Below are 26746 nucleotides of genomic sequence, written 5' to 3'. Positions count from 1 at the left end.
AGTAATTCACGACCCTGACCGGCCATCGCGTGCCGGTCTTTTTTGCATAAGCGGCTGACAGGAGGCTGTTTTGGAGCACGTTGATCACATTCTGGTGGTGGATGATGACCGGGATATCCGCGAACTGATAACCGACTATCTGATTAAGTCCGGTTACCGCGCCACCGGTGCGGCCAATGGCCGCGAGATGCGCGCCGTGCTGAGCAGCAGCCTGGTGGATCTGGTGGTGCTGGATATCATGATGCCGGGTGACGATGGCCTGACGCTGTGCCGTCAGCTGCGCAGCGATCCCCGGCAGAACCTGCCGGTACTGATGCTTACTGCCCGCAGCGAAGAGACCGATCGCATTCTCGGGCTGGAGATGGGGGCGGATGATTACCTGATCAAACCCTTTGTGGCGCGTGAGCTGCTGGCGCGCATCAAAGCGATCCTGCGCCGTACCCGGGCGCTGCCGCCAAATTTACATATTACCGGGGCCGGCCGCATCATTGCCTTTGGTGAGTGGCAGCTGGATACCTCCGCGCGCCATCTGCTGGACAGCGACGGCGTGATTGTGGCGCTGAGTGGCGCAGAGTACCGCCTGCTTCGCGTGTTTCTCGACCATCCGCAGCGCGTGCTGAATCGCGATCAGCTGCTCAACCTGACGCAGGGCCGCGACGCGGAGCTGTTTGAGCGCTCGATCGATCTGCTGGTTAGCCGGCTGCGCCAGCGGTTACGCGAAGATGCCCGTGAACCGGCCTACATCAAAACGGTACGCAGCGAAGGTTACGTACTGGCGAGCACGGTGGTGATTAAAGAGGCGCATCAATGAGGCTATGGCCGCGATCGCTGCTGTCACGCCTGCTGATTATCGTGTTGGGCGGGCTGCTGCTGGCGAATACTCTCACGCTGGCAAGCCTGCTGATTGAACGCATGAACAGCGCTAAAAGCGTGATGCTGGGCAACCTGGAGTACGATGTGGCGACCAGCGTGGCAATCCTCGATCGTCTGCCGGCGGACGAGCGTCCGGGCTGGCTGGCGAAGCTGGCGCGCGGCAACTATCGCTACAGTCTGTCGCCGGGCGAAGCGGGGCCGTATCCCTCCAGCTGGCGCACGCGCGACGCGGTACGCTCACTGCAGGAGACGCTTGGCGGGCGCTATCAGATGAGCATTCATGCGATTCCGGGGCCGCGGGAGCATATTCAGGTGCATCTGACGCTGCATGACGGCGCGCCGCTCACGCTCGATCTCTGGCCGCGCATGCCGGCGATTGCGCGCTGGCTGCCGCTGGTGCTGATGGGTCAGCTCCTGCTGCTGCTGTGCTGCGCATGGCTGGCGGTGCGGCAGGTGGTGCGACCGTTTGTGCGCTTTACCCAGGCGGTTGATGCGCTCAAACCGGCCGCCAGCCACGCACAGCTGATGGCAGAGCACGGCCCGGATGAAGTGCAGCAGGCGGCGCGTGCGTTTAACGCTATGCAGCTGCGGATTCAGGATCACCTCAAAGCGCGTGCGCAAATCCTCGCGGCCATCTCCCACGATCTGCAAACCCCGATCACGCGCATGAAGCTGCGGGTGGAGATGGCGGAGCAGCCTGAGCTGCGCGACAAACTGCTGAGCGATCTCGATAACATGAGCCGCCTGGTGCGCGAGGGCATCGCCTATGCACGCTCATCGGAAGTGCTGGAGGAGAAGCGCCAGAGCGTCAGCCTCAACGCGCTGCTGGATAGCGTCGTCTGTGACTATCAGGATGTCGGTAAAGCGGTGAACTTTGTGCCGTGCACCGGCCATGACACCTTCGCCGTGCGGCCGCAGGCACTCCGGCGCATCATGACCAACCTGATCGACAATGCGCTTAAGTTTGGCGGCGAAGCGGAGGTTGAACTCTGTTCACCCCAGGGTGACAGCGTAGAGATTCGGGTGCGTGATAACGGGCCCGGCATTCCGGAGGAAGCGTTACAGGCGGTGCTGGAGCCCTTCTACCGCGTGGAGAGTTCACGCAATCGCCACACCGGCGGGACCGGGCTCGGCCTGGCGATCGCCACCCAGCTGGTGAGCCAGATGGCGGGTAGCCTGCAGTTGCGTAACCGGGCAGCTGGCGGGCTGGAAGCGTGCATCATCCTGCAGCAGCAGGATGTGTAACCTGATGTATCTGCCTGCCCGCTACACACATAACCCGACAAAACGGCGTTTCCCCGACACAGCCTGAACACATGCGGTGGATGTAATAGACGTACTGCCGGACGCGCAGACGTTTATCCACCGTATGAGGTTCTCTATGACACTGCTTATCGCTTTTCTCGCCGGGATGCTGACGCTGCTCAGCCCCTGTACCTTACCGATTATTCCTTTTGTATTTGCCAGCGTCCGCGGCCGTCGCGGACAGCTACTGGCGCTGCTGAGCGGCATGGTCCTGATGTTCACGCTGGTGGCGCTGCTGGTATCGCTTACCAGCCACTGGGTCAGTCAGGTCACCAGCATTGGTCGCGACCTGGCGCTGTTGTTCCTGGCGATAGTCGCACTGACGTTAATCTCCACGCGCATCGCCCAACGCGTTACCCGGCCGTTTGTCGCGCTGGGTAACCGCCTCAACGATGCCAGCCAGCGACGTAGCGGGGTGCTCGCCGCGCTGCTGGCGGGCCTGGCAACCGGTCTGCTGTGGTCGCCCTGTGCCGGACCGGTGCTGGGCGCGATCCTCAGCCTGGCCGTCGTGGGCGATCATCCACTGTCGGTTGGCGTGTTGCTGCTGGCGTATGGCAGCGGTGCCGCGCTGACGCTGGCGCTGCTCTATTTCGCCGGACGATCGCTGGTGGCGCGACTGCGTCCGGGGCTGGCGATGAGTGCGCGGCTGCGTCAGGCGGCGGGCGTGCTGATGCTCGCCTCGGTGGGCGTGATTGTTACCGGCTCACAGAGCCAGCTGCAGGCAGCGCCCGCTTTTGCCCTGAAGCTGGAGCAGCAACTGAGCCAGTGGCTGACCACGCCGGCACCCAAAGTACGCCTGGAGCCGGTTAGCCTGCCGCAAACCAGCAGCGCGTTGCCGTCGCTGGAGGGGGGCACAGCGTGGCTGAACGGGGCGCCGGTGACGCCTGCCACGTTAAAGGGCAAAGTGGTACTGGTCGATTTCTGGACCTGGGATTGTATTAACTGCCAGCATACGCTGCCATACGTGCGCGACTGGGCCAGTAAGTATCAACGTGACGGGCTGGTCGTTGTGGGTGTGCACACGCCGGAGTACCCGTGGGAGCGCGATGAAAAGGCGCTGAAGCGCGCGATTACGCGCTGGCAGCTGCCCTACACCGTAGTGGCGGATAACAATTACAGCATCTGGAACCGTTTTGGTAATCAGTACTGGCCCGCGCACTACATCTTTGATGCACATGGCCAGCTGCGCTACACCGCGTTTGGTGAAGGCAACTATGAAGAGCAGGAGAGGGTAATTCAGCAGTTGCTGAAAGAGGCGCGTGCATGACAGGTCTGGCGGCCCGCCCGGGCCGCCACTGCTTCTCATTTAGGTTGTGATTCGCGGGGGATGCCTTGAAAGCTGGGGTGACTCAAGGACTATCAGGCAAACAGCGTGCGGCATTGCCGGGGACCTCCCAGCCCGTAGGGTCACTCTTCAGGGTGACCGTCATGGCGCAGCCCCCTTACCACCCCGATATGCAAAATGCAGTAATCCAACGCATAACTTGTCGTTTGGTTCCGCGTTCGGGCTGGGGTTTACTGTCAGCGTTAACCTTTTATGGAGAAGCTGACAATGAAGAAGATCCTGCAGCAGTGGCTGGCGCGTCTGGCAGCCAGCAAAGCCGCCACCCCTGACGGGCGCGAATTCGACCCCGGTGAGCATATCGATCTGCTGATCCCGATCAGCCAGCTGTACGGCGTGGAGTTTCATCCTTCCGTGTATCGCTACTATGAACGATAACCGCCGCCACCAGCGCATGCGCTATTGCTACTGGAATGAACTGTGCACGCCAGACTAAAACCCGCTCACGCCGAGCGGGTTTTTTTATGCTGTTTGCCCGCCTGATGAAAAAATTGCCGTAACCTCCCGCCGTTTTGTTCAATTGTATTGATTTCGTAATTTTAACGTAAAGAAAAGTATTCCCAAGCGGCAGCGTGCGTGTAAGAATATAAAGGTAAATGATAACCATTGGCGTTATCATTTAAGTATTGTCTGGGAAAACCGTGTTGATTCAGTGCTATGTCTGAATGGCAGGTGCGGTTAAGACAATGAGTGCGTTAATAACGATAAGAAACTCACCTTTTAACATGGATAAAAATCGCCAGCTGCCGTTTGGTAGCTTCAATTCGCTGACCCTGTTCACCGGGCTTTGTATTGGTATTTCGCCGGTTGCGGCGCTGGGTGCCGATAACTCCGGCAAAAAATCTGATGATACGCTGGTGGTTGAAGCGCGCACGCCTTCGCTGTATGCGCCAAATGCCTCGGCCGATCCCAAATTTACCCGTCCGCTGGTGGATACCACCCGCACCATGACGGTGATTCCGGATCAGGTTATTAAAGATCAGGGCGTCACAAATCTGACCGACGCGCTGAAAAACGTGCCGGGCGTCGGGGCGTTTTATGCCGGGGAAAACGGCAGCTCAACTACCGGCGATGCGGTGTACATGCGCGGTGTCGATACCTCCAACAGTATTTACGTGGATGGCATTCGCGACATCGCCAGCGTCACGCGCGACACCTTCAACACGCAGCAGGTGGAGGTGATCAAAGGGCCTTCCGGCACCGACTATGGTCGCAGCGCGCCATCCGGCTCGATCAATATGATCAGCAAACAACCGCGGCTGGATACCGGGCTTGACGCGTCAGTCAGCGCCGGCAGCGCGTGGATGCGCCGCGGCACGCTCGATTACAACCAGGCAATCAACGACAATGCGGCGTTTCGCCTTAACCTGATGGGTGAGAAAACCCATGATGCGGCGCGTGACAACATCCAGAACGAGCGTTATGGCGTCGCGCCTTCGCTGGCGCTGGGGCTGGACACCGCAACGCGGCTGTACGTCAACTATTTGCACGTCCACCAGAACAACACACCGGACGGCGGTATTCCGACCGTTGGCCTGCCAGGCTATTCGGCACCGTCTGCCGCGTATGCTGCGCTGAACAATTCCGGCAAGGTCGCCACCAGCAACTACTACGGCACCGATTCTGATTTCGATAAATCGACCACCGACAGTGCTACGCTGCGCTTTGAACACGATTTGAGCGATAACACCACGCTGCGCAACACCACGCGCTGGTCGCGGGTGAAGCAGGAGTATCTGCTGACGGCGGTGATGGGCGGAGCCAGTAACATTACTGCACCCAACCCGAACGATGTTGGCAGCTGGCGCTGGTCGCGCCTGGCAAACATCAAAGATATCAGCAACCGTATTCTCACCAACCAGACCAATATCACCTCGAAATTTGCCACCGGTTCCGTCGGGCATGATGTGAGTGCCGGGGTAGAGTTCACGCGTGAAAACCAGACCACCTATGGCGTCAACGCGCTGACCCCGCCTGCGGTGAATATCTACCAACCCATCAGCAGCATTTCGATTGGCGGTCTGGACCGCAACGGTGCGAACGCTAACGGGCAGACTGACACGTTTGGCATCTATGCATTTGATACGCTGGCGATTACCTCTGACTTTGAGCTGAACGGCGGCATTCGTCTCGACAACTATCACACCGAGTACGACAGCGCGACGGCCTGTGGCGGCACCGGACGCGGCGCGCTGGCTTGTCCGGCGGGCGTGGCGCGTAATACGCCGGTGACCACGGTGGACACGGCGAAATCCGGCAATCTGGTGAACTGGAAAGCGGGGGCGCTCTATCGTCTGACCGAACAGGGCAACCTGTATGTGAATTACGCCATCTCCCAGCAGCCACCGGGTGGCAGCAGCTTCGCGCTGGCGGCGGGTGGCAGCGGCAACAGCGCCAACCGTACTGATTTTAAACCGCAGAAGGCCAAATCCAGCGAAGTGGGCACCAAGTGGCAGGTGCTGGACAAGCGGCTGCTGCTGAACGCCGCACTGTTCCGCACCGACATCGAAAATGAGGTCGATGCCAATGATGACGGCACTTACTCGCAAACCGGCAAGAAGCGCGTGGAAGGCTATGAACTCTCAGCAACCGGCAACATAACGCCAGACTGGGAAATCATTGCCGGTTACACCATGCAACACGCGTCGGTGCGTGAGGGCGCCAGCGTGGCACAGGATGGCTCATCCGCGCTGGCCTATACGCCGAAGCACGCCTTCACGTTGTGGACCAACTATCAGGCTACTGATGCGTTGTCGGTGGGCGCGGGCGCACGTTACGTTGGCAGCCTGCGTCGCGGCAGCGATGGGGCTGTGGGCACGCCGGATCACACCGAGGGCTACTGGGTGGCTGACGCGAAGCTCGGGTATAAGGTCAACAATAACCTCGACCTGCAGCTCAACGTGTATAACCTGTTTGATACCAACTATGTGGCATCGATCAACAAGAGTGGCTACCGCTATCATCCGGGCGAGCCGCGTACCTTCCTGTTGACGGCTAACGTGCATTTCTGATGGTCAACCGTGGGGCGTTCGCGCTCCACGCTTAATGGCGAGAACTACGCGATGATGTATCACATTCCTGCCGTGCTTAACGCTGAACAGCTGGCGCACTTTACCGCACAGCTGCAGCAGGCTGACTGGGTTGACGGACGGGCGACGGTCGGCAGCCAGGGCGCGACCGTAAAAAATAACCAGCAGATTGACACCGGCACGCCACTTTACGATCGGCTGCAGGCTGCAGTGCTTCAGGCACTGAATAGCCATCCGCTATTCTTTGCCGCCGCGCTGCCGCGCACGCTTTCTGCGCCGCTGTTCAACCGGTATCAGCAGGGGGAAACCTACGGTTTTCACGTTGACGGTGCGGTGCGCCACAATGGCGCGGCCGGCTGGATGCGTACCGATCTCTCCGCCACGCTATTTCTGTGTGAACCCGACAGTTACGAGGGCGGGGAATTGGTGATCGAGGATACTTACGGTCAGCACCGCGTAAAACTGCCGGCGGGCGACCTGGTGCTTTATCCCTCCAGCAGCCTGCACTGCGTCACGCCGGTCACGCGCGGCGCGCGGGTCGCCTCGTTTTTATGGATTCAGTCGATGGTGCGCGATGATAAGCAACGCGCGATGCTGTTTGAACTGGACCGCAACATTCAAAGCCTGAAAGCGCGCCACGGTGACAGCGAAGAACTGCTGTCGCTGCTGAATATGTACCACAACCTGCTGCGCGGCTGGACGGAAGTTTAGCCGTCACGCAACAACAAAAAGCCCGCTCAGGTTTCCCTGAGCGGGCTTCTTTAAATCTGGCTCCTCTGACTGGACTCGAACCAGTGACATACGGATTAACAGTCCGCCGTTCTACCGACTGAACTACAGAGGAATCGTTGGAACGAGGCGAATATTAATGGCAGCCCCTGTGGGTGTCAACCGCTAAAAACACATTTGTATTCAACTGGCTAGCAAAGCGGCAAAGCGATCGTGATTTAAGCAGATTCCGGTGCCTGCTGCGCCAGACGCGCCAGCGGATCCTGATGGTAAAACTGCTGCAGGTGGCGATACATGGCCGGAAAACGGCTGGCGAGCAGGTCGGGAGCGCTGAAAAAGTACTCCGACAGCACGGCAAAACATTCCGCCGGATCGCTGGCGGCATAGGGATCGAGGGTCGCGGCCTGTTCACCCACCAGCTCTACTTCCGCTTCAATCTCGGCCATCGCCTGCAGTAAATCTTTTTCCCAGCTGGCCACATCGCGCAGCGCGATGGCCGGGATGCCGCTGGTGTAACCGCTGCCGCGCGCGTCGAGCTTGTGCGCCACTTCGTGGATCACCAGGTTGTAACCAGAGAGATCGTATGAGTCCTGGATGTCCAGCGCGTTCAGCACCACCGGTCCCTGCGTCCAGCTCTGGCCGGCATGCACGGCCGGCGCGTGGTGCACCAGGCCGCTGTCGTCCTCCCAGCGATCGTCAACGCTGAACGGCTCCGGGTAGATCAGCACTTCGTGGAAGCCGTCGAGCCATTCCAGACCCAGCTTCAATACCGGCAGGCAAAACAGCAACGACAGGCGAGTCAGGCGCAGTTCGCTGAGTTCCAGACCCTGCAGCGGGGTGATTTTTTTCTGCAGCAGGAAGCGTTGCGCCAGCGCCACCAGCGCCTGCTGTTCGTCGCTGCTCAGCAGAGAAAAGATCGGCTGCCCCAGCGCCTGTTGCCAGGGCAGGGCAGTCACGGCAGCATCTTTTTGTGCACGCCACGGCCATTTGATCATTGCGTCACTCACTCTGCAGGGCGGAAATCATATCCTGACGCGGCAGACGAAAAATTGCCAGCGTGGAATCAAAGCCGCTTATTCAACCTGTTAGCGGCGGATTTGTCTGTGACAGGGATTGCAAACTGGCAAGGTGGGAAAGGGGCGCGCTGTGCCGCCGGCGAGGGGGCAAGGGCTGATGATTCACTGAATCGCGCAAAAGATGACGCCCTCTTCTGTGCGGAAGAGGGCAAACGGTTAGCCTTCACGCTCCACACGCTGGAATGCGATGACCCAGACCCAGGGATTCACCTCCCAGCTGGTGGCGCCGTACTGCTTCTGCCACGCCTTGCGGTAAGCTTCTTTCGGCGATTCGGAATTCATGTTCATCGTGAAGAAATTATTGAGGAAGTGCGAATCGGTCTGCACGCCTTCCGCCATGATGTCGTCTTCGCTGATGTCCTGAATTTTCTCCGCGCGTACCGCCGTGATTTCCAGATCGATGCGGCTGGCCCAGCGCGGCATATGGATGGCGGTCTGCCAGCCAAACTGCTCGGCGACCTGCTGATTTTCTTCCTGTTGTCCAAGTTCATGGCTGTCGGCGCGATACTGGCAAAATGCCGGATTGCGGAACGGCAGCGGATCGCGCTCGTATTCCGCCAGCTGCGCCTCAGGCACAATCGGACCCCGCCAGGTTTCACGCACCCACAGGCGATCGCCGACCTGGCCAAACGGGCACTGGGCGCCAATGTCCGCCATCGACATCAGCTTATAGCCATGCAGATGATTAGCGCTGACATCAAACGCGTGCACACCTTCATGATGATCCTGGCCCGGGCCAAACGCCTGAGTTTTCATAATGCGCCGGGTCTGAGTTTGCTGGCCAACCAGCAGGGCGCGCACCCGCTGTTCGGAAAAAAGAATCGGCCGTTCTTTCATTATGTACCTCATGTTGTATCACGTACCCGGAGAACTTCGACGAAACATCCGTATCCTCGGATGAGAGCATTAGCATAATGGGTTTGAATCAATTTGCTTAATAATTTGTCGCCTTATTATCGGGCAATAACTGCCGCTTCCGGTATTAAAAATGGCTCATAAGCAAACAGTGTGCTGACGAAGGCTCCGGGTACAGGTGAGAGCCGTAAATTTCCCCTATACAGTACGTTATAACGGTCGCAATGGGAATCTTTTCAGATTATGTCGCTATGCAAAGGGGCGTTTTAATGCTGGGGTTGCGACAGGCTAAACTGGACCTTTGGCAATGCTGAAAATTCACCCAGCGGAAAATGCATCACCGAAATTAAACAGAGTGGCTTAACTAAAACAGGTTAAGGAAATACTGAAAACCGCATCGCGACTGGGCAAGCGGCTTTAACAGCGCTATAACATGATCGGGATCGCATTTTTTTGCGCGGGACATCCGGGAAGGGTGTAAAGAAAGTGTCATCACCGGGCCGCTATGATGGGCGCAAGCCGTACCCGGTGCGAAATAATAGCAATAACAGGAGAAGCACGATGTCACTGACCCATTGGCAACACCGTTACGAAAGCTGGCTGCAGCTGAACTGGCTGCACGATGATAAAGCCCATGATATCGCGCACCTGCGCCGCGTCTGGATGAGCGCGGCCCGCATTATGCAAAACACCAATGCCGATCCGCTGGTGGTGCTGACCGCCTGCTATTTTCACGATGTGGTGAACCTGCCGAAAAACCATCCGGAACGCCATCTGGCTTCGACTTACGCGGCGGAAGAGACGCGCCGCATTCTGCAACAGGATTTTCCGGACTTCCCCTCAGCGCTGCTGGACAGCGTGGCGCATGCGGTGCAGGCCCACAGTTTCAGCGCCCGCATTACGCCAAAAACGTTAGAAGCGAAGATCGTTCAGGACGCCGATCGTCTCGAATCATTAGGCGCGATTGGCCTTGCGCGCGTTTTCTATACCGCAGGTGCGCTGGGACGGCCGTTGTTCGACAGCGACGATCCGCTGGGTAAAGACCGTGAACTGGATGACGTAAAGTGGACGCTGGATCATTTCCAGAAGAAACTGCTGAGCCTGCCGCAGACCATGCAGACGGAAACCGGCCGTCTGCTGGCGGAACACAACGCCGATTTTCTCGTCCGCTATATGGCGAAGCTGTGCGCCGAACTGCAGGGGAATCTGACCGATATTGATGAGTCCGTGTTACGCGATTTCAGTCCCATACCGGCACAATATTAAATTTTTATGACAGTCTGTTAACTTTCATCTGCTTCCGCTACGTTGTTGTAAATCAAGAGGGAGTGTGAAGATGACCGAGACCGTTAACTTAACCATTAAAATTGACCCGGCGCTGAAAGAGCACATTAAACAGTTAGCCGCTGATAACCAAATCTCCATGAGCCAGGAGATCGTTAACCGCCTGCAGGCCAGTTTAGATGCCGTTGAGCCACCGGCCGTCGACAGCCTGCATACTGAAGAGGCGGGCGATCAACTGAGCGCCGCCGAGCTGAAGCAGGTGCGTGCACTGCTGAAGAAAAGTAAGAAAAAGAAATAACACCAAAACCCGTCGCTGACGGGTTTTTTCTTTCTGCGCCTTAGCTAACGCGGAACTGCTGCGCGCGCTGCGTCAGTCGCGCTGAAAGTTCACTCAGCTGCGCCGCTGCCTGCACTTGCTGATCAGTCAGGGCTTCGTTTTGCTGGAGCTGAAGACTCATTTCCACCACTTCCCGGGCAATTTTGCTCACGCGATGGCTCTGCGCCGTACTGTTATCCTGCAGCTCATTCAGCTGGCTGACCACGCCGGATACCGCCTGGCCAATCCGCGCAAACAGCACTTCCAGCGCCTGCACCTTCGCAAAGCCATCCTGCACGTGCTGCTGCGTGTGCTGGATTAAACCGTCGATCTGCCGCGTGGATGCGCCGCTCTGCTGCGACAGCAATCCCATCTCTTTGGCGACGACCGAAAAACTGCGCCCGTAAGCGCCAGCATGCGCAGATTCAATCGCCGCATTAAGCGACAGCAGACGCGTCTGCATCGACAGGCTGTCCAGCATGCCGACGATGCCAGCGATATCGCCGGCGGCCGCGACGATCTGCTGCATCTGGTGTTCCATATTGTCGACTTCGTGGGCGCAGTGACGCATCAGCGCATCCGCGGACTGCGCGTCGTGCGTTGCCTGTTGCGAGAAGTGTGCACCTTTTTCCACCTCTTCTGACACGCGATGCAGCCGCTGCGACAGATGATGGAAGCTGGCATTTTGCGCCTGATGCTGCTGCATCACCTGCTGATTATGCTGCTGCATCTCGTCAGCGCCGGCCGCCACCCGGGTTGCTACCGTCGTAATGTCGCTGACGATCTGCTGCAAACCCTGACGCATGGTATCGATGGACAGGAGCAGCTGGCGCGTTTCCAGCGACTGACGGCGCGTCGGCGCCGGTCTGGCGACCAGATCGCCCGTCGCGATTTGTGCCAGCTGGGCGTTGGCGTGACGCAGCGGCAGCAACACGCCGCGCATCAGCAGCGCGGCGGCCAGCAGCAGCAGCGCCATTAATAACGCGGCGATCGCCAGCGCCAGATTGCGGCTCTGCTTGAGCGTACTGAGCGAATGCTGGTTGACGCTGCCGAGCTGCTGATTGGCCTGTTCGATTTCGCTAAACCAGGCATCGTTGAACTGCTGCTGGAAAGCCTGCATCGGCACCATAAAAAATGCGTTGATATCATTGGCTGCCAGCCCTTTCAGCTGCTCCTGCAGCCCGCCAGCCAGCAGCACGAAGCCCTGTGCCAGCGGGCTATCGCTTTTCGCCTGATAGGCAGCAAACAGCTGCTGCGCCTGCTGCAATGAGGTAGTGGCTGCCGCCGCCAGGCTTTTCCAGCTGTCGACCGAACCGCTCTGCTGGTCCTGCATCAGATAAATACCGGCACGATGGCTGTTGTCGCTGGCGGTGAGTAACTCAATGCGTGCTTTATCCAGCAGGGCCAGCCGTTCGCGCAGCTGGCTGGCCTGCTGCAATGAGTGTTGCGTCTGATTCACGTGCTGGTTGAGCAACAGCACCCCGGCAAACTGCAGCAGACAAAACAGCACAATAAACAGCATGAACTGGCTGCGCAGGCTGGAGAGCCAGACGGGCAGACGCAGGGTAAAATGAGGTCGCAGCCGCAGCGGCAGGGAGATTACAGACACTAGAGACATCAAACAGCTCCGCAAAAAATAAAACGCAGTATTGGTTTGATGCGTGACAGTCCGGTGACAGTGTGCGCGATGTGCGGCAAAACAGCACATCGCGCGTTACTAAAGCAAATTGCGGGGCGGAAAACCGGGGCGTGAAGCGCGGCTGCGTTTTCAGCGGCGCTGACGCGTATGCTGCTCAATCAGCGGCAGCAGCAGTTTCGCTACGGCGGCGAACACCGGTACCACCACCGAGTTACCAAACTGTTTGTAGGCTTGCGTGTCGGAGACCGGAATGCGGAAGCGCGCTTCGCCTGGCGCTTCAAAGCCCATCAGGCGGGCACATTCACGCGGCGTCAGGCGGCGCGGGCGGCGCGCCATGTTCGCGGCCTGCTGAAAATCCTTCTCACCCAGCGCGTGATCCCAGCCGCGATCGATCAGGATTTCCGACCCGTCTTTATAGTAGCGCGCTGACAGCGTGCGTACGCAGCAGTGCGGATTGCGCGGATCGTTGAGGCCAAAGCCAAAACCGTTGCCTTTGGCTTTATGCTTCTTCGCATACTGGTAGAGATAGTGCCACAGCGTGGGCGACAGAGTATATTTTGCCGCCGGCTGCGGCTCCAGCAGGCTGTGCAGCGGCGGAACTTCAGGCGGATAGAGCGCCGCCAGCGCGCGCAGCGAAAAACCCTCGCTCAGGCCGGTATCGCGCCGGATCCCCACCAGCACGATGCGCTCGCGGTGCTGTGGCAGGAAGTGACGCGCATCGACAACTTTGGCATCCGGCGATGAGTCGTCAGCCGCGTCAGCGACGTCGTAACCCAGCTCATCCAGCGTGGCCATAATAATGGCAAAGGTGCGGCCTTTATCATGGCTCTTGAGGTTCTTCACATTCTCCAGCACGAAAAACGGCGGTTTTTTGGCGGCGAGGATGCGCGCCACATCAAAAAACAGCGTGCCCTGGGCTTCACATTCAAAACCGTGCGCGCGACCCAGCGCATTCTTCTTACTGACGCCGGCCAGCGAAAAGGGCTGACAGGGAAAGCCGGCCAGCAGCACCTGATGGTCGGGAATCGTCTTATCAATATGCTGATAAATCGCCTGCTCATCCGGCAAACCGGCCGGCTGGGTAATCAGCCGGATATCACTGTTGAACTGATGCCGGGCGGGATCGCTGTAGTGATTGGCTTTATAGGTGCGCACCGCTTCTTTATTCCACTCGCTGGTGAATACGCACTGGCCACCAATCTGCTCAAAGCCGCGGCGAATACCCCCGATGCCGGCAAACAGATCGATAAACTGAAAGCGGGGATTGTCATAATGCGCCGGTCGCGACGGCAGCAGCGCCTGCAGACGGGCGACCTCCGCCGCTGACAGCGCGGGCGCGGCACTTTTTCCCGCGCGAATACGGTTAAGCTGCGTAATGCTCCAGTCGCGGCCGCCGGCCTCGCTCAGGATGACCACCAGATCGCGGGCCGCGTAGATATCCAGTACCTGCAGCAGTAACGCGGTGGCGTCATCATCAGCGGAGAGCGGGGAGGGCGAAGCCGTCGCGGCGGGATCGAGTGCAAGCATGCGTTTTTCCTTAACAGTGAAGCGGCTATGCTACCACTCCTGGCGCGGCGTGGAAATTAACGATGGCTGCGCGGCGTCTCGCAATCTGCTCCGCACAAACTTTCGCTTTTGCCTCAACGCGCTAAAGTTGAAGAAGCCCGCAAAAAAGGAGACGCCATGGCAGACGTCCACTCGCATGATATTCGCAGCAAAAATATGCGCGCCATTCGCAATCAGGATACGGCGATTGAGCAGCGTATTGCGCTGCTGCTGAAAGATCGCGGCTTTAGCTTTCGTGTACAGGACAAAGCGCTGCCGGGCCGGCCGGATTTTGTGCTGCCGCAGCACAAAGCCATTATCTTTGTGCACGGCTGTTTCTGGCATCGTCATCACTGTTATTTGTTCAAAATGCCGGCCACGCGTACCGAATTCTGGAGCGGCAAAATCAACAGTAACGTGGAGCGTGACCGGCGCTATGTGCAGCAGCTGCAGGAAAGCGGCTGGAAGGTGCTGATCGTCTGGGAATGCGCGCTGCGCGGCAAACTGCGGCTGGAAGATGAGGCGCTGGTGGAGCGGCTGGAAGAGTGGCTGCTGGCTGCCACGCACAGCAGCGAGATCGATCATCAGGGATTGCATCACTATCGGGCGGATTAAGGCAGGGTGATTGCTTTTACCTGCCATAACAGTTTAGATCAGCGTTTTCTCTGGGACGCGGAACACCACCATGAGCAGCATCAAACTGACGGTCAGACGCCTGTATCAACTGCGCGATGAGCGCATGGTCAATGCCCATGCCACGGCGCGCATTTACCTGGACGATACGCTGGTGGCCACCGAGGAGATAAGCGGCATGACAGAAAGTCCGGTGAGCAAGTATCTGCACGCCGACGATCTGCACGGGAAAACGTTACGCGTCGAATGGGACTGTGCGGGCATCGCCGATATGACGGTGACGGCGATTGAGCAGTGCCCCTGTTGTCAGGATCACGAACCGGAATAAGGAATGACATTTTGGCAGGAACCAGCTTACTGACTCTTCTGGATGATATTGCCACGCTGCTCGACGACATCTCCGTCATGGGCAAAGTGGCGGCAAAAAAGACCGCCGGCGTGCTGGGCGATGACCTGTCGCTCAATGCACAGCAGGTGACGGGCGTGAAGGCCAATCGTGAGCTTCCGGTGGTGTGGGGCGTGGCGAAGGGCTCGTTTATCAACAAACTGATCCTGGTGCCGCTGGCGCTGCTGATCTCCGCGTTTGCGCCCTGGCTGATTACGCCGCTGCTGATGATTGGCGGCGCTTATCTGTGCTTTGAAGGAGTGGAAAAAGTGCTGCACAGCCTGCACCACGACAAAGCGGAGAAGAGTCCGGAAGCGCGGCAAAAGCGGCTGGATAATCTGGCGCAGCAGGACCCGCGCCAGTTCGAAAAAGATAAGGTGAAAGGCGCAGTGCGCACCGACTTCATTCTTTCGGCCGAAATTGTGGCGATTACCCTGGGCATTGTTTCGGATGCGCCGCTGCTCAATCAGGTGTTAATCCTCGCCGGTATTGCCATTCTGGTGACCATCGGCGTGTACGGTATTGTGGCGATGATCGTTAAGATTGACGATCTCGGCTACTGGCTGCGTGAGAAGTCTTCCACGCTGGCGCAGGCCACCGGCGGCGCGCTGCTGGCGCTGGCACCGTGGCTGATGAAAATCCTGTCGGTGGTTGGCACCGTCGCGATGTTCCTGGTGGGCGGCGGTATTATCGTGCACGGTATCGCGCCGCTGCATCATGCCATTGAAGAGTACAGCAGCGGCTTCCCGGGCGTGGTTTCCATGCTGCTGAGCAACGGCGCGAATCTGGTGCTGGGCTTTATCGTTGGGTCGATTGTGCTGTTAGTGGTAAATCTGGTTGCGAAGCTGCGCGGTAAATCGGTATAAAGCGCAGGAAATTTCTAATCACGGGTCAGGAGAACGATGATGAACGACGATATGTTTGAATTTGATATCGATGCACAGCTGGAGCAGGCGGAAGCCAAAGCGGCAGAAAAAGCCAGTGAAGTGCCGGCGGATATCAGCGACGAAGCCGACTGCGAAGGCTGCAAAATCTGATTTTCCACCCGGGAAAATCGTTCAAAGCCGATAATAACTTTTATCGGCTTTGTTTATTTACGGCATTTTTCACTGCTTATTCCGAATTTGTCACAGTAATAGCAATATCCTATAGGCAAAAAACGCGCACAGCTGCTATACCTTAATCCGTTCATTCAACGGTGAGAAGGGAGGGCGCGGTATGACCTTTGCAATCAGTGACGAAGTTCAGCACAAACAGGGCGGACCCACCATGGTGGTGACCGGCTATGCCAGCGGAATGGTAGAGTGTCGTTGGTATGATGGCTACAGTGTACGCCGCGAAGCGTTCCGCAGTGATGAGCTGACGCATCTGTCGGCCGCGCGCCAGCTGGCCAGCTGAGCCCCTCGGGACGGTCAGCGCGCCGTCCCGATGTCATTGTCACTTTTCACGTTTTTCCTGATCTCTGCCTGTACGCCGTTTTCCCGCCTGACTACACTTCTTCAATTCGTTGTTATCCGGAGCCTGGCTACTGATGCCAATCTCGCCACTGTCATCACGCCGCATGACGCCTGCGCTGCGCGTGCATCTCTGTTTTCTGGCGGTCTTTCTCTTTTCACTTTTTCTCACCGTCCATGAAGCGCTGGAATTAAAAAATAACTATCAGCAGCGGCAGCGCGCCCAGCTGTCGGAGATCCAGCGCAGCCTCGATAGCCGCTTTCAGGAGAGTCTGGACGAGCTTAATTACTATCAGCGGATGCTCAGCTACGCGCTGACGCACCCGCTAAACGCCGATTATGGTCAGCACGCCCTGCAGCGTTTTCAGCAGTTGCGCCATCAGCCGGTGTGGCAGTTGCAGATCGCTAACCTGCGCAGTATGCCGATTAACGGCGTCAGCGATGAATGGCTGCAGCGTGATGCGCTGCTGCAGCGCGATGACGCTTATCTGCTGCCTGAACTGCGCGCCGCGCTGGAGTTCAGCTTTATCATGCAGTTCAGCGATGAGGCGCAGGACTTTCATTCACGCTTCTGGTACACCTCACGCGCGGGCTATTACATCAGCTCACGTCCGCCGCGCGACGCGCAGGAGCTGGCGCAAAGTTACGCCACCATGACGCAGCGACCCTATTTTCGCGACCAGCAGCCGGGCCGGGCGCCGCAGACGCGATGGCACTGGACTGAAGCCTATCAGGGGGAGTTCAACGAAGGGTTGATGCTGACGGTGAGCGCGCCGGTGATCGCCCATCAGCACTGGTACGGCGTGTTATCGATGGACTTCACCCAGCAGCGAATTAATGCATTGCTGCACCAGTCGCGTCACAGCGTGCTGCAGGGCAAGCTGGTGCTCGAAGATCGTGCACTCAACGAGATCACCCGGCTGCCGGCGCCGCACGATGTGGCATTAACCCCTGCGCAGCGCGGCCAGCTGATGCAGGCGATGCACCAGCAGCCGGCCGGAACACTGTGGCTGGGCAGTCAGCTGGCCAGCTGGGTGAAGCTGAAAAACGTCGATGCCTGGCTAATCAACGTGCAGAGCCTGCGCCAGGGGCTGGCGCAGGAGCTGGGGCGGGTAGCGCTGTTTCTGTTGGGCATGTGGCTGCTGTTCGTGCTGTTACTGGCGCTAGCGCATCAGGTGATTTTCCGCCTGGTGAGGCGACTGGAAGACCTCTCGGCGCGACTGGCCTGGCGCGCTAATTATGACGGCCTGACGCGCCTGCTTAATCGCAGCGCCTTTTTCGACCAGTTTATCGCGCTGGCGCGGCGCTGCGAACAGCATCAACAGCCGCTGGCGGTGATCCAGCTCGATATCGATCATTTCAAAAAGGTCAATGATAGCTGGGGCCATCACGCGGGCGATCAGGCGCTGATGCGCGTGGCCGGCGTCATCAAACATACGCTGCGCCCTTACGACGTAGCCGGACGCATCGGCGGCGAAGAGTTTTGTATCGTGCTGCCGCACACCACGCTGGCTGAGGCGCAGGGCGTGGCGGAGCGTATCCGCAGCCGGCTGGCGGCCAAAACCATTCTGGTCAACGCCAGCACCACCTTTAGCGTTACGTTGTCAGCAGGTGTCAGCTGCAGTACTGAGCAGGGCAGTTACCATGCAGAGAGCCTGCAGGCGGTAGCGGACCGCCGCCTGTATCTGGCGAAAAGCGGCGGTCGCAATCGGGTGTGCGCGGCCGGTTAGACTTTGCCCTCGTTATCCTCTTCTACCGCCTGGTAGATGCGCTGCAGGATATCGGGGAACGCCGACTGCACGCGGCTCCAGCTGGGGATAAACGGTTTCTCGTTTGGCCGCTCGATGAACGACTGGCCGGCGTCGAGAATCGCCTGAGTGAACATCTCGACCGCCGCTTCTTCAATGTGCTGATCAAACTTCAGTCCGTTCATGGTGGCTTCGTGGTTGTAGATCTCCATCATGTCGAGCGCGTTGCGATAATAGGTGGCCTTCAGCACGCGGAACGAGTCGCTGGTGAGCGGCACGCCCATTGTCGCCAGCTTACGCAGTAGCGACTGCACGATATCGTTACTCATGCGTTTCAGGCCACCGGTGCCGTCCTCTTCTGCCAGCGGCTGATGCTTATGGTCGTAGTTGTCCGCGATTTCCACCTGGCAGGTCTGCCGCGTGGTGTAATTGCGATAAATCTCTGACAGCACGCCAATCTCCAGCCCCCAGTCGCCAGGGATTTTGATGCCGTTCAGCACGTGGGTGCGCATGGCAAACTCGCCGGACAGCGGATAGCGGAAACTGGTGAGATAGTCGAGATACTCCGAATGGCCGTAGACTTTCTGCAGCGAGCGCAGCAGCGGGCCCACCAGCAGACGTCCGACGCGGCCATTAAGCTTGCCGTCCGCAACGCGCGCATAGAAACCTTTGCAGAATTCATACTGAAACGCCGGGTTGGCCAGCGGGTAGAGCAGACGTGCCAGCATGCCGCGCTCATAGGTCACGATGTCGCAGTCATGCAGTGCCACGCACTGCGAGCGGTCGGAGGCCAGCGTGTAGCCGGTGCAGAACCACACGTTGCGACCCTTGCCGGGCTGGCTGGGCGACAGACCCTCTTTATCCAGCTCGGCGTCCAGCGCTTTCAGCCGCGGGCCATCGTTCCACAAAATGCGGTGGCGCTGCGGCAGGCGCGAGAAAAATTCGCGCGCGAAGAGAAACTGATCGCGATCGGCACGATCGAGGCCAATCACAATCTCCTCCAGATAGGGCACTTTCGCCAGTTCATTGACGATATTATCCAGCGCCGGGCCTTCCAGCTCGGAAAACAGCGAGGGCAGAATCAGCCCCATTTTGCGCTTGCGCGCAAAGCGCACCATCTCTTTTTCCAGCGACTCCACGCTGCGGTGGGTGAGATTATGAAAGTTGGTAATTACGCCGTTCTGGTAAAAATCACTCATCGTCTCATCCTTCTGGTCAGCTGCCGTTATTCAGGTTGGGCAAGAAAGTAATCCAGACCTTCGCGCCAGCCCTCAGGGCCAACGTGTGCGGTGTGGTAAACGTTATGATGATCGCTGCGTTGCAGCACCACCGGGTTTTTACTGAAACCTTTAATCACCACGGCATAATCGACGCGCTCCAGCATCGGCGCATCGTTAGGGCCATCGCCCAGACCAATCGTGGTGCGCTTCGTGCCTTCCTGCTGCTGCAACTGCTGCAATAACTGTTCCAGCGCCACGCCTTTACCGCTGCCCGCCGGCATCACGTGCCAGAAACGTCCGCCCTGCGTCAGGGCCAGCTGATGCTGCGCCAGCGCCGCGCGGAAGGCGTCGAGCCGCGTTTCATCATCGCGCCATACGATGACTTCAGACGCATCGCGCAGTCGGCTCTGGCTGGCTTCCGTCAACGTCAGGCCGGTGAAACGGGCCACTTCTGCGTCGCTAAAGTCATGAAAGCCGGTGAAGCGAAAATCCGCCTGCAGGGTGCTGAGCGTGGCGCAGAGCGCAAGATAATCGGCACCGGGCTCTTCGGCGATCTGCGCTTCCCCGCCAAAGGCGAGGCGGGCGCCGTTTTCCGCAATAAAGGGCGCACCGGCGATGCCCAGCCGCTTCTGCAGCGGAATAATTTCGGCCGCGGTTTTACTCGAACAAATCACCAGCGGAATCTGTTGCTGCTTAAGCCGCGCCAGCCACTCGCTGGCGGCCTGCCAGTTATAGTCATGATGATCGAGCAGCGAACCATCGAGATCGGTCACGATCAGCAGGGAGGAATCTAACGGGATCATCAATACACTCCTTACGCCCAAAGGCATCCGTAAAGCGACGTGTAATCAGTATAATAGCGTAATCACAATCACACTTTTCCTTGCCGCCGGCGCGGCCACTATCCAGGATAATTCTTAAAACATAAGCCAGATACCGAAGCGGCTGCACGTTTTGTGCATGCAGAATGTCAGCCGTAGCGCGATGTTTTCGGTAACAGCAGTGCATGATTATGCAGATTTGTTCGAATTGCGTGCAGAATTGAGACTTGTCTTACTTCAGCTAAGGCGTACTCTGAAGCGGTGTTAAGATTTTCCTGGTGTAACGAATTTATTCTTTTTTCAACCCGGCCAGCGTGCCGGGTCTTTTTTTGAAATCGATTTCAGCGGTTCACTTCGGTAATGGTGAAATCACGAATATCGAGTTCAAACGCCTCGGCCAGTTCGGTGTAGGAGTCAAACGCTTCGCCATTCACCTTCACACGGTGCGCATCTTCAGCCTGCATAAACTCCTGCACTTCGCCTGACGTTTTTTTCTGAATCGCTTCCAGCAGCGCGTCCACGTCGATGTTCACTTCGCGCTGCACGTTATCGCTGTACTCTTTTGCTGTAGCCATGACAGCCTCCTGGAGGCAAACGGATTCCTGACAAGTATAGTCGGTGACAGCGGGCGAGGGACGTGGACGGGAAACGGGCAAAAAAAAGCCCGCGCTGCGCGGGCAAAAATCCTTGTTACTTTTAGGTTGACTGCCCCTTTGGGGTTGGTGCAGTGCTGACAAGTGTACGAGGGTGCCGCGTCAAAAGTCTTTCCGGGAAACGTTAAGAAAGTGAAAAGCCCGGCTTTGACACTTCTTTACCCGCTCTATTCCCCATTCTGGCGTAAAACAGCTATGCTTACAGCTGGTTGATTATTATGGTTATCAGGGAGTTAGTATGGATTTAATTCGGATCATTATTGCCATTCTGTTGCCACCGCTGGGCGTGTTTTTACAGGTCGGCTTTGGCGGCGCCTTCTGGCTCAACATTCTGCTGACGCTGTGTGGTTACATCCCCGGCATCGTGCATGCGGTGTGGGTAATCGCCCGACGCTGATCGCGATCAGGCAGCGCTGACTATCTTCCGTTACACTATGCGCAGGACTGTTTCTGGAGAGAAATCAATGAAGGTCAATGACCGGGTAACGGTAAAAACCGACGGCGGCCCACGTCGCGTCGGTACTGTGCTGGCTGTGGAAGGCTTTAATGAGGGCACCATGTATCTGGTGGCGCTGGAGGATTACCCGCTGGGGATCTGGTTCTTTAATGAGAGCGATCACGCCGAAGGCGTGTTTGTCGAGCCTTATGCGGGGGAAGGGTAGTGTGGTTTTGCGATTAGATTACCCTCACCCTAACCCTCTCCCGCACGCGGGAGAGGGAACCGTTCAGTGCTCCTGCTCGCGGGAGAGGGAACCGTTCAGCGCCGATGCTTAGTAATAAGTTGTTCCTGAAGCGTTGTGTGAAAACCTACTCAACAGCCGCGCGGACAGCCCCCTCTCCCGCAAGCGGGAGAGGGCTGGGGTGAGGGAAAAATACCGCACCCCACCTCAATCCTCTTAAAACGTCTCCCAGTTATCATTGCCCGCTGCAGCCAGCGTCGGACGTGGAGCGAGCGCTGGCGCTTTCAGCGCCGACTGCGGCGCAGCAGCCACCAGCGAAGCCGGCGTATCATTCAGGCGGAACACCGCCACCGCCTGCGTCAGTTTACCGGCCTGATCTTCCAGCGAAGCCGCGGCTGAAGAGGCTTCCTCCACCAGCGAGGCGTTCTGCTGCGTCACGTTATCCATCTCGGTCACCGCCAGGCTGACCTGCTGAATGCCACGGCTCTGCTCATCAGACGCTGCCGCAATCTCGGCCATAATGTCGGTAACGCGGCGCACCGCTTCGACAATCTCGCCCATGGTGCTGCCGGCTTCGCCGACCTGATGCGAGCCGTTACTGATCAAATCCACCGACTCGGCAATCAGCGACTCAATCTCTTTCGCTGCCTGCGCACTGCGCTGCGCCAGATTGCGCACTTCACTGGCGACCACGGCGAAGCCACGGCCCTGTTCCCCGGCGCGCGCGGCTTCTACCGCGGCGTTCAGCGCCAGGATATTGGTCTGGAAGGCGATACTGTTAATAACATTGGTAATCTCGGCAATTTTCTTCGAGCTGCCGGAGATGTTATTCATGGTTTTCACCACACCGCTCACCAGTTCACCACCGCTGCGCGCTTTGCCAGAAGCATCGGCGGCCAGCTGGCTGGCGTGATGGGCGTTTTCGGCGTTCTGCTTCACCGTGGCGGTGAGCTGCTCCATGCTGGCGGCAGTCTGCTCCAGCGCGGAAGCCTGCTGCTCGGTGCGTGATGACAGATCGGTGTTACCTGCGGAGATCTCACTGGAGCGCTGATAAATCGCCACCGCGCCTTCACGGACAGTGCCAACGGTGCGCACCAGCGACGCCTGCATCAGCTGCAGGTTGTGCAGCAGGCTGCCAATTTCGTTGCGACCATAGGCCTGCTCGGGGGCGGTGAGATCGCCCTGCGCGATGCGCTCAATGCGACCCACCGACAGGCGCAGCGGATTGATCACCACGCGGCGCAGGAACACGAAGGTGAGCAGCACCAGCAGCAGCGCGGCGGCAAAAGCCGCAGCCATCGCGATAAAACCGACGCGCGACTGATGCGCCGCTTCGGCGTTAATCGCTTCGGCGCGCTCGGTGCGGATCTTAATCGCCTTCAGCAGCACGGCATTATAGGCATCATCCAGCTTGCGCGTGACATCGGTCTCCTGCGCGACAATCCCTTCAAAGCTGCCCTGTTTCGCCGACTCGATCATCGGCTTCAGGCCTTTATCAATATAGGCATTGAAGCTGGTGGTGAGCGGACCGTCGAGCGCCAGGTCAGCCGGCGTCTTCATTTTGCGATCCATATAAATTTTGAAGCCCTCGCGCGCCTGCTTAATGCGCGTTTCGGTGCGCGCCAGATCGGCACGATAGCCATCCATTTCACCGATGCGCGCCGCAGCGCCCGACTGCAGCACATTAAGGCGTGCGGTTCGCAGATGGTTTGAGCTGTTAGAAATGCCCATGCGCACCTGAATCTCATCGGTGGCGTCATTGAGGGAATTATTGCTCTGAATCAGAAAGTAGCTGGCGAGTCCAATGCACAGGGCAAAAAGCAGCAGAATGCCACCAAAGATCATGCTGAACAGAGGCATCAGGCGTAGGTTTTGCCAGATGCTGAGCTTATGTTGCTCATCTATCGATGCTGTTTTCATTTCCTTGCTCTCATAGTGGTAAGGGGTTCTGAAAACAAGCATCGGCAGCAGGGGATAAAGGCTTAGCGGGGAAGTGGGATCGCGCTCGCAAAACGCTCAAAAATAATCAAGGCCAGTCGCGGGGACTGGCCTTGACCACAAAGCGTATTATCGGTGGGTGAAATTATCGCACGTTGACATAAATGCCCGAGGTAACATTATCTGTCAGGCGCACCACATGATAAATAACCTGTTTATTGTGCGTTTTAATTTTGCGTTTAATATTGCCTTTATGTGACGAAACAGTTTTCGCTTTGATTTGCATCTTATCCGAAATCTGAATGGTGTCATGACCTGACATCCACATTTTCAGCATATTCGATTCAGTCTGGCTCAATGTCAGTGGATGAATATCCAGCCCGGCAGAAATGCGCGGTGAGGCATTGAGTTTCTTTTGCAGGTAGGTGCCCAGCAGGGAGTCCAGTGTCGATGTTTTTATCGATTTTGACGTAATAATCAGGTTCTTACGAACGTAGAGGTATTCCTCAAAATGGATATTCGAGATCGCCATAAAAATAAAGAATAGCGTATCCGGATGCTGCATGATAATAGAACGAATGCGATCGCTGGAATCGGATTCGTGAATAAAGCATTCTTCGTTAATAAATACTACGCCCGGTTTTAATTGCTCACACCGTTGTTGCAATTGTTCGATGTCAGACACGGAAGTAATATTTTTCTTTTTGACTCCTTTTGCCGACATATAGTCTGACAAACCCAGGCGTGTGTAGTTACATGAATCCATAATAATCGTTGGCATTATAGCGACCCTCACCAATTTGTTATCCGTTTAAATCAACGATGAATACGCGTTTGCGGTACGAGAGAGATTTCCAAAGACACTTTTTTATTCTGCTCGGCAGACTGGCGTAATGCATTCCTGCGCCATCTTGACTCGTCCCTGACCCGTTCTGCGAAGTTTATTGTGTTACTTCCACGTCACTCTTGTCCCCGCGATAGTGGGAATCGCCGGGAATTTGGTTTATGTGTTTCTTTCGCTCTGTTTTGAGAGCCCTGTCACTATCGCGCAAGTCACAGACAAATCTGATAGGACAATTCTTAAAAACATTTGAATCGCGAAAGTGTGACGTTTCAGCGAGTGTTGACAATGCCGGAAAAAAGGGATTTAGACAAGAAAAATCGCTGTAATATTTTTTTTGTTTAAAAACAGCCCTTTGAGCATTTTATCAACCGATTCACCGGCTTAACCGGCTTAGGAATCGTCTGACTAAAATACGCGAAGCGCCGTTTAATAAGAATAATTTTCACCATAAATGCGCATTTATCAGAATATCCTCAGTTGATTTCTGAAAAATATGGTTCGAAAAATGCACAGAATGTTTTTGATTACTTAACTATCGTATAAGAAGGTTAACAGTATCGTTAATCAACGGGCAGGGGAAAGTTCTGATACAAACTGCGCGAGTAAATCAAAGACTTCACCGAACAGATGTTCACAGAAAGGTGCAAGCAACGGCATCATCATACCCAGACTCAGGATCCCTACCGTTAAGGTGATTGGGAAGCCGATGGCGAAAACCGACAGCTGAGGTGAAACGCGGTTTAACAAACCTAGTGCCAGGTTTAGCGTGAGGAGCAGAATTATTAAGGGTAGCGCTAACATCATGCCATTAAGGAAAATTAAGCTGGCGGCTTTGGTCAGCGCCATGAAGGCGTTGGCGTTGAGTGGCTGATCGTTAATCGGCAACGTGTGAAAACTGTCCACCAGTAACGAGATCAACCACAGGTGACCGTTGAAGGTCAGGAACAGCAGCATCGCCAGCATGTCGAGAAAACGGGCCAGCAGCGGCATGTTGATCCGGCTGTTCGGGTCGAGCAGGGTGGCAAAAGAGAGACCCATCTGCAGACCAATCATCTCACCGGCCAGCCGCACGGCAGAAAAAGCCAGCTGCATGGTCAGACCAATCCCCACGCCAATCAGCAACTGCTGCACCAGCATCCAGAAGCCCGCCGGAGTAAACAGCGTCACTTCGACCGGCGGCAGCAGCGGCATCAGAATCCAGGTGGTGACTACCGCCAGTCCAATTTTGACCCGTTTTGGAATCGAACGTTCATTCAGCAGCGGCGCGCTGGCAAACAGCGCCAGCAAACGCACCATCGGCCAGAAGAATTGCGCCACCCAGTGCACCAGCTGGCTGCTGTCGAGGGTGACCATTAGCCGATGATATAAGGCAGGTTGCTGAACAGGGTACGGATGTAGTCCAGCATCAGGTTGAGCATCCACGGTCCGGCCACCACGGCGGTGGCCGCAACGGCAAGAATTTTCGGGATAAACGACAGTGTCTGTTCGTTAATCTGCGTTGCCGCCTGCAGAATACTGATCAGCAAACCGCTCACCATCGCCACCAGCAGCAGCGGAGCGGCCATCATCAGGGCGATACGCATCGCTTCCTGGCCCATTACCATTACCGATTCCGGTGTCATGTTGCGCTCCTGTCGAGAGAAAGGTGAGGGCGGCAAGCCACTCAGGAGTAAAAACTTTGCGCCAGCGATCCCACCAGCAGCTGCCAGCCATCCACCAGCACGAACAGCATCAGCTTAAACGGCAGCGAAATTGTGGCCGGCGGCACCATCATCATTCCCAGCGCCATCAGTACGCTGGCGACCACCAGGTCGATGATCAGAAACGGAATAAAGACGGTGAAACCAATCTGGAAAGCGGTTTTCAGCTCACTGGTGACATAGGCGGGCAGCAGAATGCGCATCGGCACCGCTTCCGGACCCTGAATCGGCGCGCTGTTGGCGAGACGGGCGAACAGGGCCAGGTCGGCTTCGCGCGTCTGGCGCAGCATGAACTCACGCAGCGGCTGGGCACCTTTGTCGATCGCCACGTCCATGCTGATTTTGTCCTGGCTGAACGGCAGATAGGCATCGGTGTAAATCTTGTCGAAGGTCGGCGCCATGATAAAGAAGGTCAGGAACAGCGCGAGACCCAGCATCACCTGATTCGGCGGCGCGGATGGCGTGCCCAGGGCGTTACGCAGCAGACCAAACACAATAATGATGCGGGTGAAACTGGTCATCATCAGCAACACCGCCGGAATAAAGGTCAGCGAGGTAATGAAGACCAGCGTTTGCACCGGCAGCGACCAGCTCTGGCCGCCATTGGCCAGCGGCTGGCTGATCAAACCCGGCAGCTGCGCATGGGCAGCCGGTGCCAGCAGCATCAGCAGCGGCAG

28 protein-coding genes and 1 tRNA gene are annotated in these 26746 nt (G+C 57.2%); 16 read left to right on the top strand and 13 right to left on the bottom strand.

Annotated elements, in window-relative coordinates:
• The first annotated feature begins 70 nt into the window (after window positions 1–70).
• The 6 genes from ERD80_RS06855 (at window position 71) to ybiX (ending at window position 7260) form a co-directional block, all read left to right on the top strand.
• A complete protein-coding gene (locus ERD80_RS06855) occupies window positions 71–811 on the top strand; it encodes a response regulator (protein WP_021509836.1) in 741 nt (246 codons plus the stop codon).
• Window positions 808–2118, top strand: coding sequence for an ATP-binding protein (locus ERD80_RS06850; protein ID WP_136546303.1), 1311 nt, complete (start codon window positions 808–810; stop codon window positions 2116–2118). The genes ERD80_RS06855 and ERD80_RS06850 overlap by 4 nt, the downstream gene beginning before the upstream one ends.
• A gap of 136 nt (window positions 2119–2254) precedes the next feature.
• On the top strand, window positions 2255–3445 hold the full coding sequence (locus ERD80_RS06845; protein ID WP_136546302.1) for a cytochrome c biogenesis protein/redoxin: 1191 nt from the start codon (window positions 2255–2257) through the stop codon (window positions 3443–3445).
• A 285-nt stretch (window positions 3446–3730) separates the two neighbouring features.
• Window positions 3731–3898: a hypothetical protein gene (locus ERD80_RS22435; RefSeq protein WP_021313248.1), complete on the top strand. Its 168-nt coding sequence runs from the start codon at window positions 3731–3733 to the stop codon at window positions 3896–3898.
• A 347-nt stretch (window positions 3899–4245) separates the two neighbouring features.
• Window positions 4246–6531 carry a catecholate siderophore receptor Fiu gene (locus ERD80_RS06840; protein ID WP_136546300.1) on the top strand — a complete coding sequence of 762 codons (2286 nt, stop codon included), beginning with the start codon at window positions 4246–4248 and terminating at the stop codon, window positions 6529–6531.
• 51 nt (window positions 6532–6582) lie between these two features.
• Window positions 6583–7260, top strand: coding sequence for a PKHD-type hydroxylase YbiX (gene ybiX / locus ERD80_RS06835; RefSeq protein ID WP_058771146.1), 678 nt, complete (start codon window positions 6583–6585; stop codon window positions 7258–7260).
• 57 nt (window positions 7261–7317) lie between these two features.
• On the opposite strand, the gene ERD80_RS06830 is transcribed toward ybiX, so the two are convergent.
• The 3 genes from ERD80_RS06830 to ERD80_RS06820 all read right to left on the bottom strand — a co-directional run bounded on the left by ERD80_RS06830 (window position 7318) and on the right by ERD80_RS06820 (window position 9191).
• Window positions 7318–7393, bottom strand: a tRNA-Asn gene (locus tag ERD80_RS06830).
• 103 nt (window positions 7394–7496) lie between these two features.
• The gene (mtfA, locus tag ERD80_RS06825; RefSeq protein WP_058780721.1) at window positions 7497–8273 is read right to left on the bottom strand and encodes a DgsA anti-repressor MtfA; all 777 of its coding nucleotides are present in this window, start codon (window positions 8271–8273) and stop codon (window positions 7497–7499) included.
• Between the two features lie 237 nt (window positions 8274–8510).
• On the bottom strand, window positions 8511–9191 hold the full coding sequence (locus tag ERD80_RS06820; RefSeq protein ID WP_058771148.1) for a hypothetical protein: 681 nt from the start codon (window positions 9189–9191) through the stop codon (window positions 8511–8513).
• Between the two features lie 579 nt (window positions 9192–9770).
• On the opposite strand from ERD80_RS06820, the gene ERD80_RS06815 reads away from it, so the two are divergent.
• Both ERD80_RS06815 and ERD80_RS06810 read left to right on the top strand, forming a co-directional pair.
• Complete coding sequence (locus tag ERD80_RS06815) at window positions 9771–10475, top strand: phosphohydrolase (RefSeq protein ID WP_058757381.1); 705 nt, start codon at window positions 9771–9773, stop codon at window positions 10473–10475.
• A gap of 70 nt (window positions 10476–10545) precedes the next feature.
• A complete protein-coding gene (locus tag ERD80_RS06810; protein ID WP_021509844.1) occupies window positions 10546–10791 on the top strand; it encodes a hypothetical protein in 246 nt (81 codons plus the stop codon).
• A gap of 40 nt (window positions 10792–10831) precedes the next feature.
• Here the strand turns inward: ERD80_RS06810 and ERD80_RS06805 are convergent, their stop codons facing one another.
• Entirely contained in the window at window positions 10832–12427 is a 1596-nt protein-coding gene (locus ERD80_RS06805) for a methyl-accepting chemotaxis protein (RefSeq protein WP_136546299.1), read from the bottom strand.
• A gap of 150 nt (window positions 12428–12577) precedes the next feature.
• Window positions 12578–13975, bottom strand: a complete 1398-nt coding sequence (gene dcm / locus ERD80_RS06800; protein ID WP_136546297.1) for a DNA (cytosine-5-)-methyltransferase — start codon at window positions 13973–13975, stop codon at window positions 12578–12580.
• A gap of 156 nt (window positions 13976–14131) precedes the next feature.
• On the opposite strand from dcm, the gene vsr reads away from it, so the two are divergent.
• The 6 genes from vsr (at window position 14132) to dgcQ (ending at window position 18195) form a co-directional block, all read left to right on the top strand.
• Window positions 14132–14608 carry a DNA mismatch endonuclease Vsr gene (gene vsr / locus ERD80_RS06795; protein WP_058757385.1) on the top strand — a complete coding sequence of 159 codons (477 nt, stop codon included), beginning with the start codon at window positions 14132–14134 and terminating at the stop codon, window positions 14606–14608.
• Window positions 14609–14678: 70 nt separating this feature from the next.
• Window positions 14679–14954, top strand: a complete 276-nt coding sequence (locus tag ERD80_RS06790; protein ID WP_136546295.1) for a hypothetical protein — start codon at window positions 14679–14681, stop codon at window positions 14952–14954.
• A gap of 11 nt (window positions 14955–14965) precedes the next feature.
• Complete coding sequence (locus ERD80_RS06785) at window positions 14966–15877, top strand: DUF808 domain-containing protein (protein WP_058757386.1); 912 nt, start codon at window positions 14966–14968, stop codon at window positions 15875–15877.
• A 36-nt stretch (window positions 15878–15913) separates the two neighbouring features.
• Window positions 15914–16048, top strand: a complete 135-nt coding sequence (locus ERD80_RS22990) for a hypothetical protein (protein WP_254919505.1) — start codon at window positions 15914–15916, stop codon at window positions 16046–16048.
• A gap of 181 nt (window positions 16049–16229) precedes the next feature.
• Window positions 16230–16409 carry a DUF2158 domain-containing protein gene (locus ERD80_RS06780; protein ID WP_010618657.1) on the top strand — a complete coding sequence of 60 codons (180 nt, stop codon included), beginning with the start codon at window positions 16230–16232 and terminating at the stop codon, window positions 16407–16409.
• 133 nt (window positions 16410–16542) lie between these two features.
• Window positions 16543–18195, top strand: a complete 1653-nt coding sequence (gene dgcQ / locus ERD80_RS06775; protein WP_136546293.1) for a cellulose biosynthesis regulator diguanylate cyclase DgcQ — start codon at window positions 16543–16545, stop codon at window positions 18193–18195.
• On the opposite strand, the gene ERD80_RS06770 is transcribed toward dgcQ, so the two are convergent.
• The 3 genes from ERD80_RS06770 to ERD80_RS06760 form a co-directional block, all read right to left on the bottom strand.
• Window positions 18192–19412 carry a hypothetical protein gene (locus tag ERD80_RS06770; RefSeq protein WP_058757388.1) on the bottom strand — a complete coding sequence of 407 codons (1221 nt, stop codon included), beginning with the start codon at window positions 19410–19412 and terminating at the stop codon, window positions 18192–18194. The genes dgcQ and ERD80_RS06770 overlap by 4 nt on opposite strands.
• Before the next feature lie 26 nt (window positions 19413–19438).
• A complete protein-coding gene (locus ERD80_RS06765) occupies window positions 19439–20236 on the bottom strand; it encodes a mannosyl-3-phosphoglycerate phosphatase-related protein (RefSeq protein WP_136546291.1) in 798 nt (265 codons plus the stop codon).
• A gap of 359 nt (window positions 20237–20595) precedes the next feature.
• Window positions 20596–20829, bottom strand: a complete 234-nt coding sequence (locus tag ERD80_RS06760; RefSeq protein ID WP_058757390.1) for a YodD family protein — start codon at window positions 20827–20829, stop codon at window positions 20596–20598.
• 316 nt (window positions 20830–21145) lie between these two features.
• Here ERD80_RS06760 and ERD80_RS06755 point away from each other — a divergent pair, with 316 nt between their 5' ends.
• The gene (locus ERD80_RS06755) at window positions 21146–21304 is read left to right on the top strand and encodes a YqaE/Pmp3 family membrane protein (RefSeq protein ID WP_021509855.1); all 159 of its coding nucleotides are present in this window, start codon (window positions 21146–21148) and stop codon (window positions 21302–21304) included.
• A gap of 67 nt (window positions 21305–21371) precedes the next feature.
• Window positions 21372–21569 (top strand): protein DsrB, encoded by a 198-nt coding sequence (gene dsrB, locus ERD80_RS06750; RefSeq protein ID WP_010618650.1) that lies wholly within the window; start codon window positions 21372–21374, stop codon window positions 21567–21569.
• Between the two features lie 234 nt (window positions 21570–21803).
• Here dsrB and ERD80_RS06745 read toward each other — a convergent pair whose 3' ends face one another.
• The 5 genes from ERD80_RS06745 to fliP all read right to left on the bottom strand — a co-directional run bounded on the left by ERD80_RS06745 (window position 21804) and on the right by fliP (window position 26734).
• Window positions 21804–23507 (bottom strand): methyl-accepting chemotaxis protein, encoded by a 1704-nt coding sequence (locus tag ERD80_RS06745; protein ID WP_136546289.1) that lies wholly within the window; start codon window positions 23505–23507, stop codon window positions 21804–21806.
• A 163-nt stretch (window positions 23508–23670) separates the two neighbouring features.
• Complete coding sequence (gene rcsA, locus ERD80_RS06740) at window positions 23671–24306, bottom strand: transcriptional regulator RcsA (protein ID WP_021509858.1); 636 nt, start codon at window positions 24304–24306, stop codon at window positions 23671–23673.
• A 627-nt stretch (window positions 24307–24933) separates the two neighbouring features.
• Window positions 24934–25722 (bottom strand): flagellar biosynthetic protein FliR, encoded by a 789-nt coding sequence (fliR, locus tag ERD80_RS06735; protein WP_021509859.1) that lies wholly within the window; start codon window positions 25720–25722, stop codon window positions 24934–24936.
• Window positions 25722–25991, bottom strand: coding sequence for a flagellar biosynthesis protein FliQ (gene fliQ, locus ERD80_RS06730; RefSeq protein WP_010618647.1), 270 nt, complete (start codon window positions 25989–25991; stop codon window positions 25722–25724). Before fliQ ends, fliR begins: the two co-directional genes overlap by 1 nt.
• Before the next feature lie 41 nt (window positions 25992–26032).
• Window positions 26033–26734: a flagellar type III secretion system pore protein FliP gene (fliP, locus tag ERD80_RS06725; RefSeq protein ID WP_211145573.1), complete on the bottom strand. Its 702-nt coding sequence runs from the start codon at window positions 26732–26734 to the stop codon at window positions 26033–26035.
• Window positions 26735–26746 lie beyond the last annotated feature (12 nt).

The sequence above is a fragment of the Pantoea sp. R102 genome, from assembly GCF_004916815.1.
Lineage (GTDB): Bacteria > Pseudomonadota > Gammaproteobacteria > Enterobacterales > Enterobacteriaceae > Pantoea > Pantoea dispersa.
The sequence above is the reverse complement of the archived record's forward strand: the minus strand, read 5'-3'. Positions and strand labels throughout refer to the sequence as shown.

Coding starts and splice junctions, on each gene's coding strand:
- fliP (WP_211145573.1), bottom strand. CDS start 26,734: ATGCTGCTGGCACCGGCTGCCCATGCGCAGCTGCCGGGTTTGATCAGC.
- fliQ (WP_010618647.1), bottom strand. CDS start 25,991: ATGACACCGGAATCGGTAATGGTAATGGGCCAGGAAGCGATGCGTATC.
- ERD80_RS06850 (WP_136546303.1), top strand. CDS start 808: ATGAGGCTATGGCCGCGATCGCTGCTGTCACGCCTGCTGATTATCGTG.
- ERD80_RS22435 (WP_021313248.1), top strand. CDS start 3,731: ATGAAGAAGATCCTGCAGCAGTGGCTGGCGCGTCTGGCAGCCAGCAAA.
- ERD80_RS06755 (WP_021509855.1), top strand. CDS start 21,146: ATGGATTTAATTCGGATCATTATTGCCATTCTGTTGCCACCGCTGGGC.
- fliR (WP_021509859.1), bottom strand. CDS start 25,722: ATGGTCACCCTCGACAGCAGCCAGCTGGTGCACTGGGTGGCGCAATTC.
- vsr (WP_058757385.1), top strand. CDS start 14,132: ATGGCAGACGTCCACTCGCATGATATTCGCAGCAAAAATATGCGCGCC.
- ERD80_RS06815 (WP_058757381.1), top strand. CDS start 9,771: ATGTCACTGACCCATTGGCAACACCGTTACGAAAGCTGGCTGCAGCTG.
- ERD80_RS06770 (WP_058757388.1), bottom strand. CDS start 19,412: ATGAGTGATTTTTACCAGAACGGCGTAATTACCAACTTTCATAATCTC.
- ERD80_RS06760 (WP_058757390.1), bottom strand. CDS start 20,829: ATGGCTACAGCAAAAGAGTACAGCGATAACGTGCAGCGCGAAGTGAAC.
- ERD80_RS06765 (WP_136546291.1), bottom strand. CDS start 20,236: ATGATCCCGTTAGATTCCTCCCTGCTGATCGTGACCGATCTCGATGGT.
- ERD80_RS06745 (WP_136546289.1), bottom strand. CDS start 23,507: ATGAAAACAGCATCGATAGATGAGCAACATAAGCTCAGCATCTGGCAA.
- ERD80_RS06790 (WP_136546295.1), top strand. CDS start 14,679: ATGAGCAGCATCAAACTGACGGTCAGACGCCTGTATCAACTGCGCGAT.
- ERD80_RS06820 (WP_058771148.1), bottom strand. CDS start 9,191: ATGAAAGAACGGCCGATTCTTTTTTCCGAACAGCGGGTGCGCGCCCTG.
- dsrB (WP_010618650.1), top strand. CDS start 21,372: ATGAAGGTCAATGACCGGGTAACGGTAAAAACCGACGGCGGCCCACGT.
- ERD80_RS06805 (WP_136546299.1), bottom strand. CDS start 12,427: ATGTCTCTAGTGTCTGTAATCTCCCTGCCGCTGCGGCTGCGACCTCAT.
- mtfA (WP_058780721.1), bottom strand. CDS start 8,273: ATGATCAAATGGCCGTGGCGTGCACAAAAAGATGCTGCCGTGACTGCC.
- rcsA (WP_021509858.1), bottom strand. CDS start 24,306: ATGCCAACGATTATTATGGATTCATGTAACTACACACGCCTGGGTTTG.
- ERD80_RS06780 (WP_010618657.1), top strand. CDS start 16,230: ATGACCTTTGCAATCAGTGACGAAGTTCAGCACAAACAGGGCGGACCC.
- ERD80_RS06845 (WP_136546302.1), top strand. CDS start 2,255: ATGACACTGCTTATCGCTTTTCTCGCCGGGATGCTGACGCTGCTCAGC.
- ybiX (WP_058771146.1), top strand. CDS start 6,583: ATGATGTATCACATTCCTGCCGTGCTTAACGCTGAACAGCTGGCGCAC.
- dgcQ (WP_136546293.1), top strand. CDS start 16,543: ATGCCAATCTCGCCACTGTCATCACGCCGCATGACGCCTGCGCTGCGC.
- ERD80_RS22990 (WP_254919505.1), top strand. CDS start 15,914: ATGATGAACGACGATATGTTTGAATTTGATATCGATGCACAGCTGGAG.
- dcm (WP_136546297.1), bottom strand. CDS start 13,975: ATGCTTGCACTCGATCCCGCCGCGACGGCTTCGCCCTCCCCGCTCTCC.
- ERD80_RS06840 (WP_136546300.1), top strand. CDS start 4,246: ATGGATAAAAATCGCCAGCTGCCGTTTGGTAGCTTCAATTCGCTGACC.
- ERD80_RS06810 (WP_021509844.1), top strand. CDS start 10,546: ATGACCGAGACCGTTAACTTAACCATTAAAATTGACCCGGCGCTGAAA.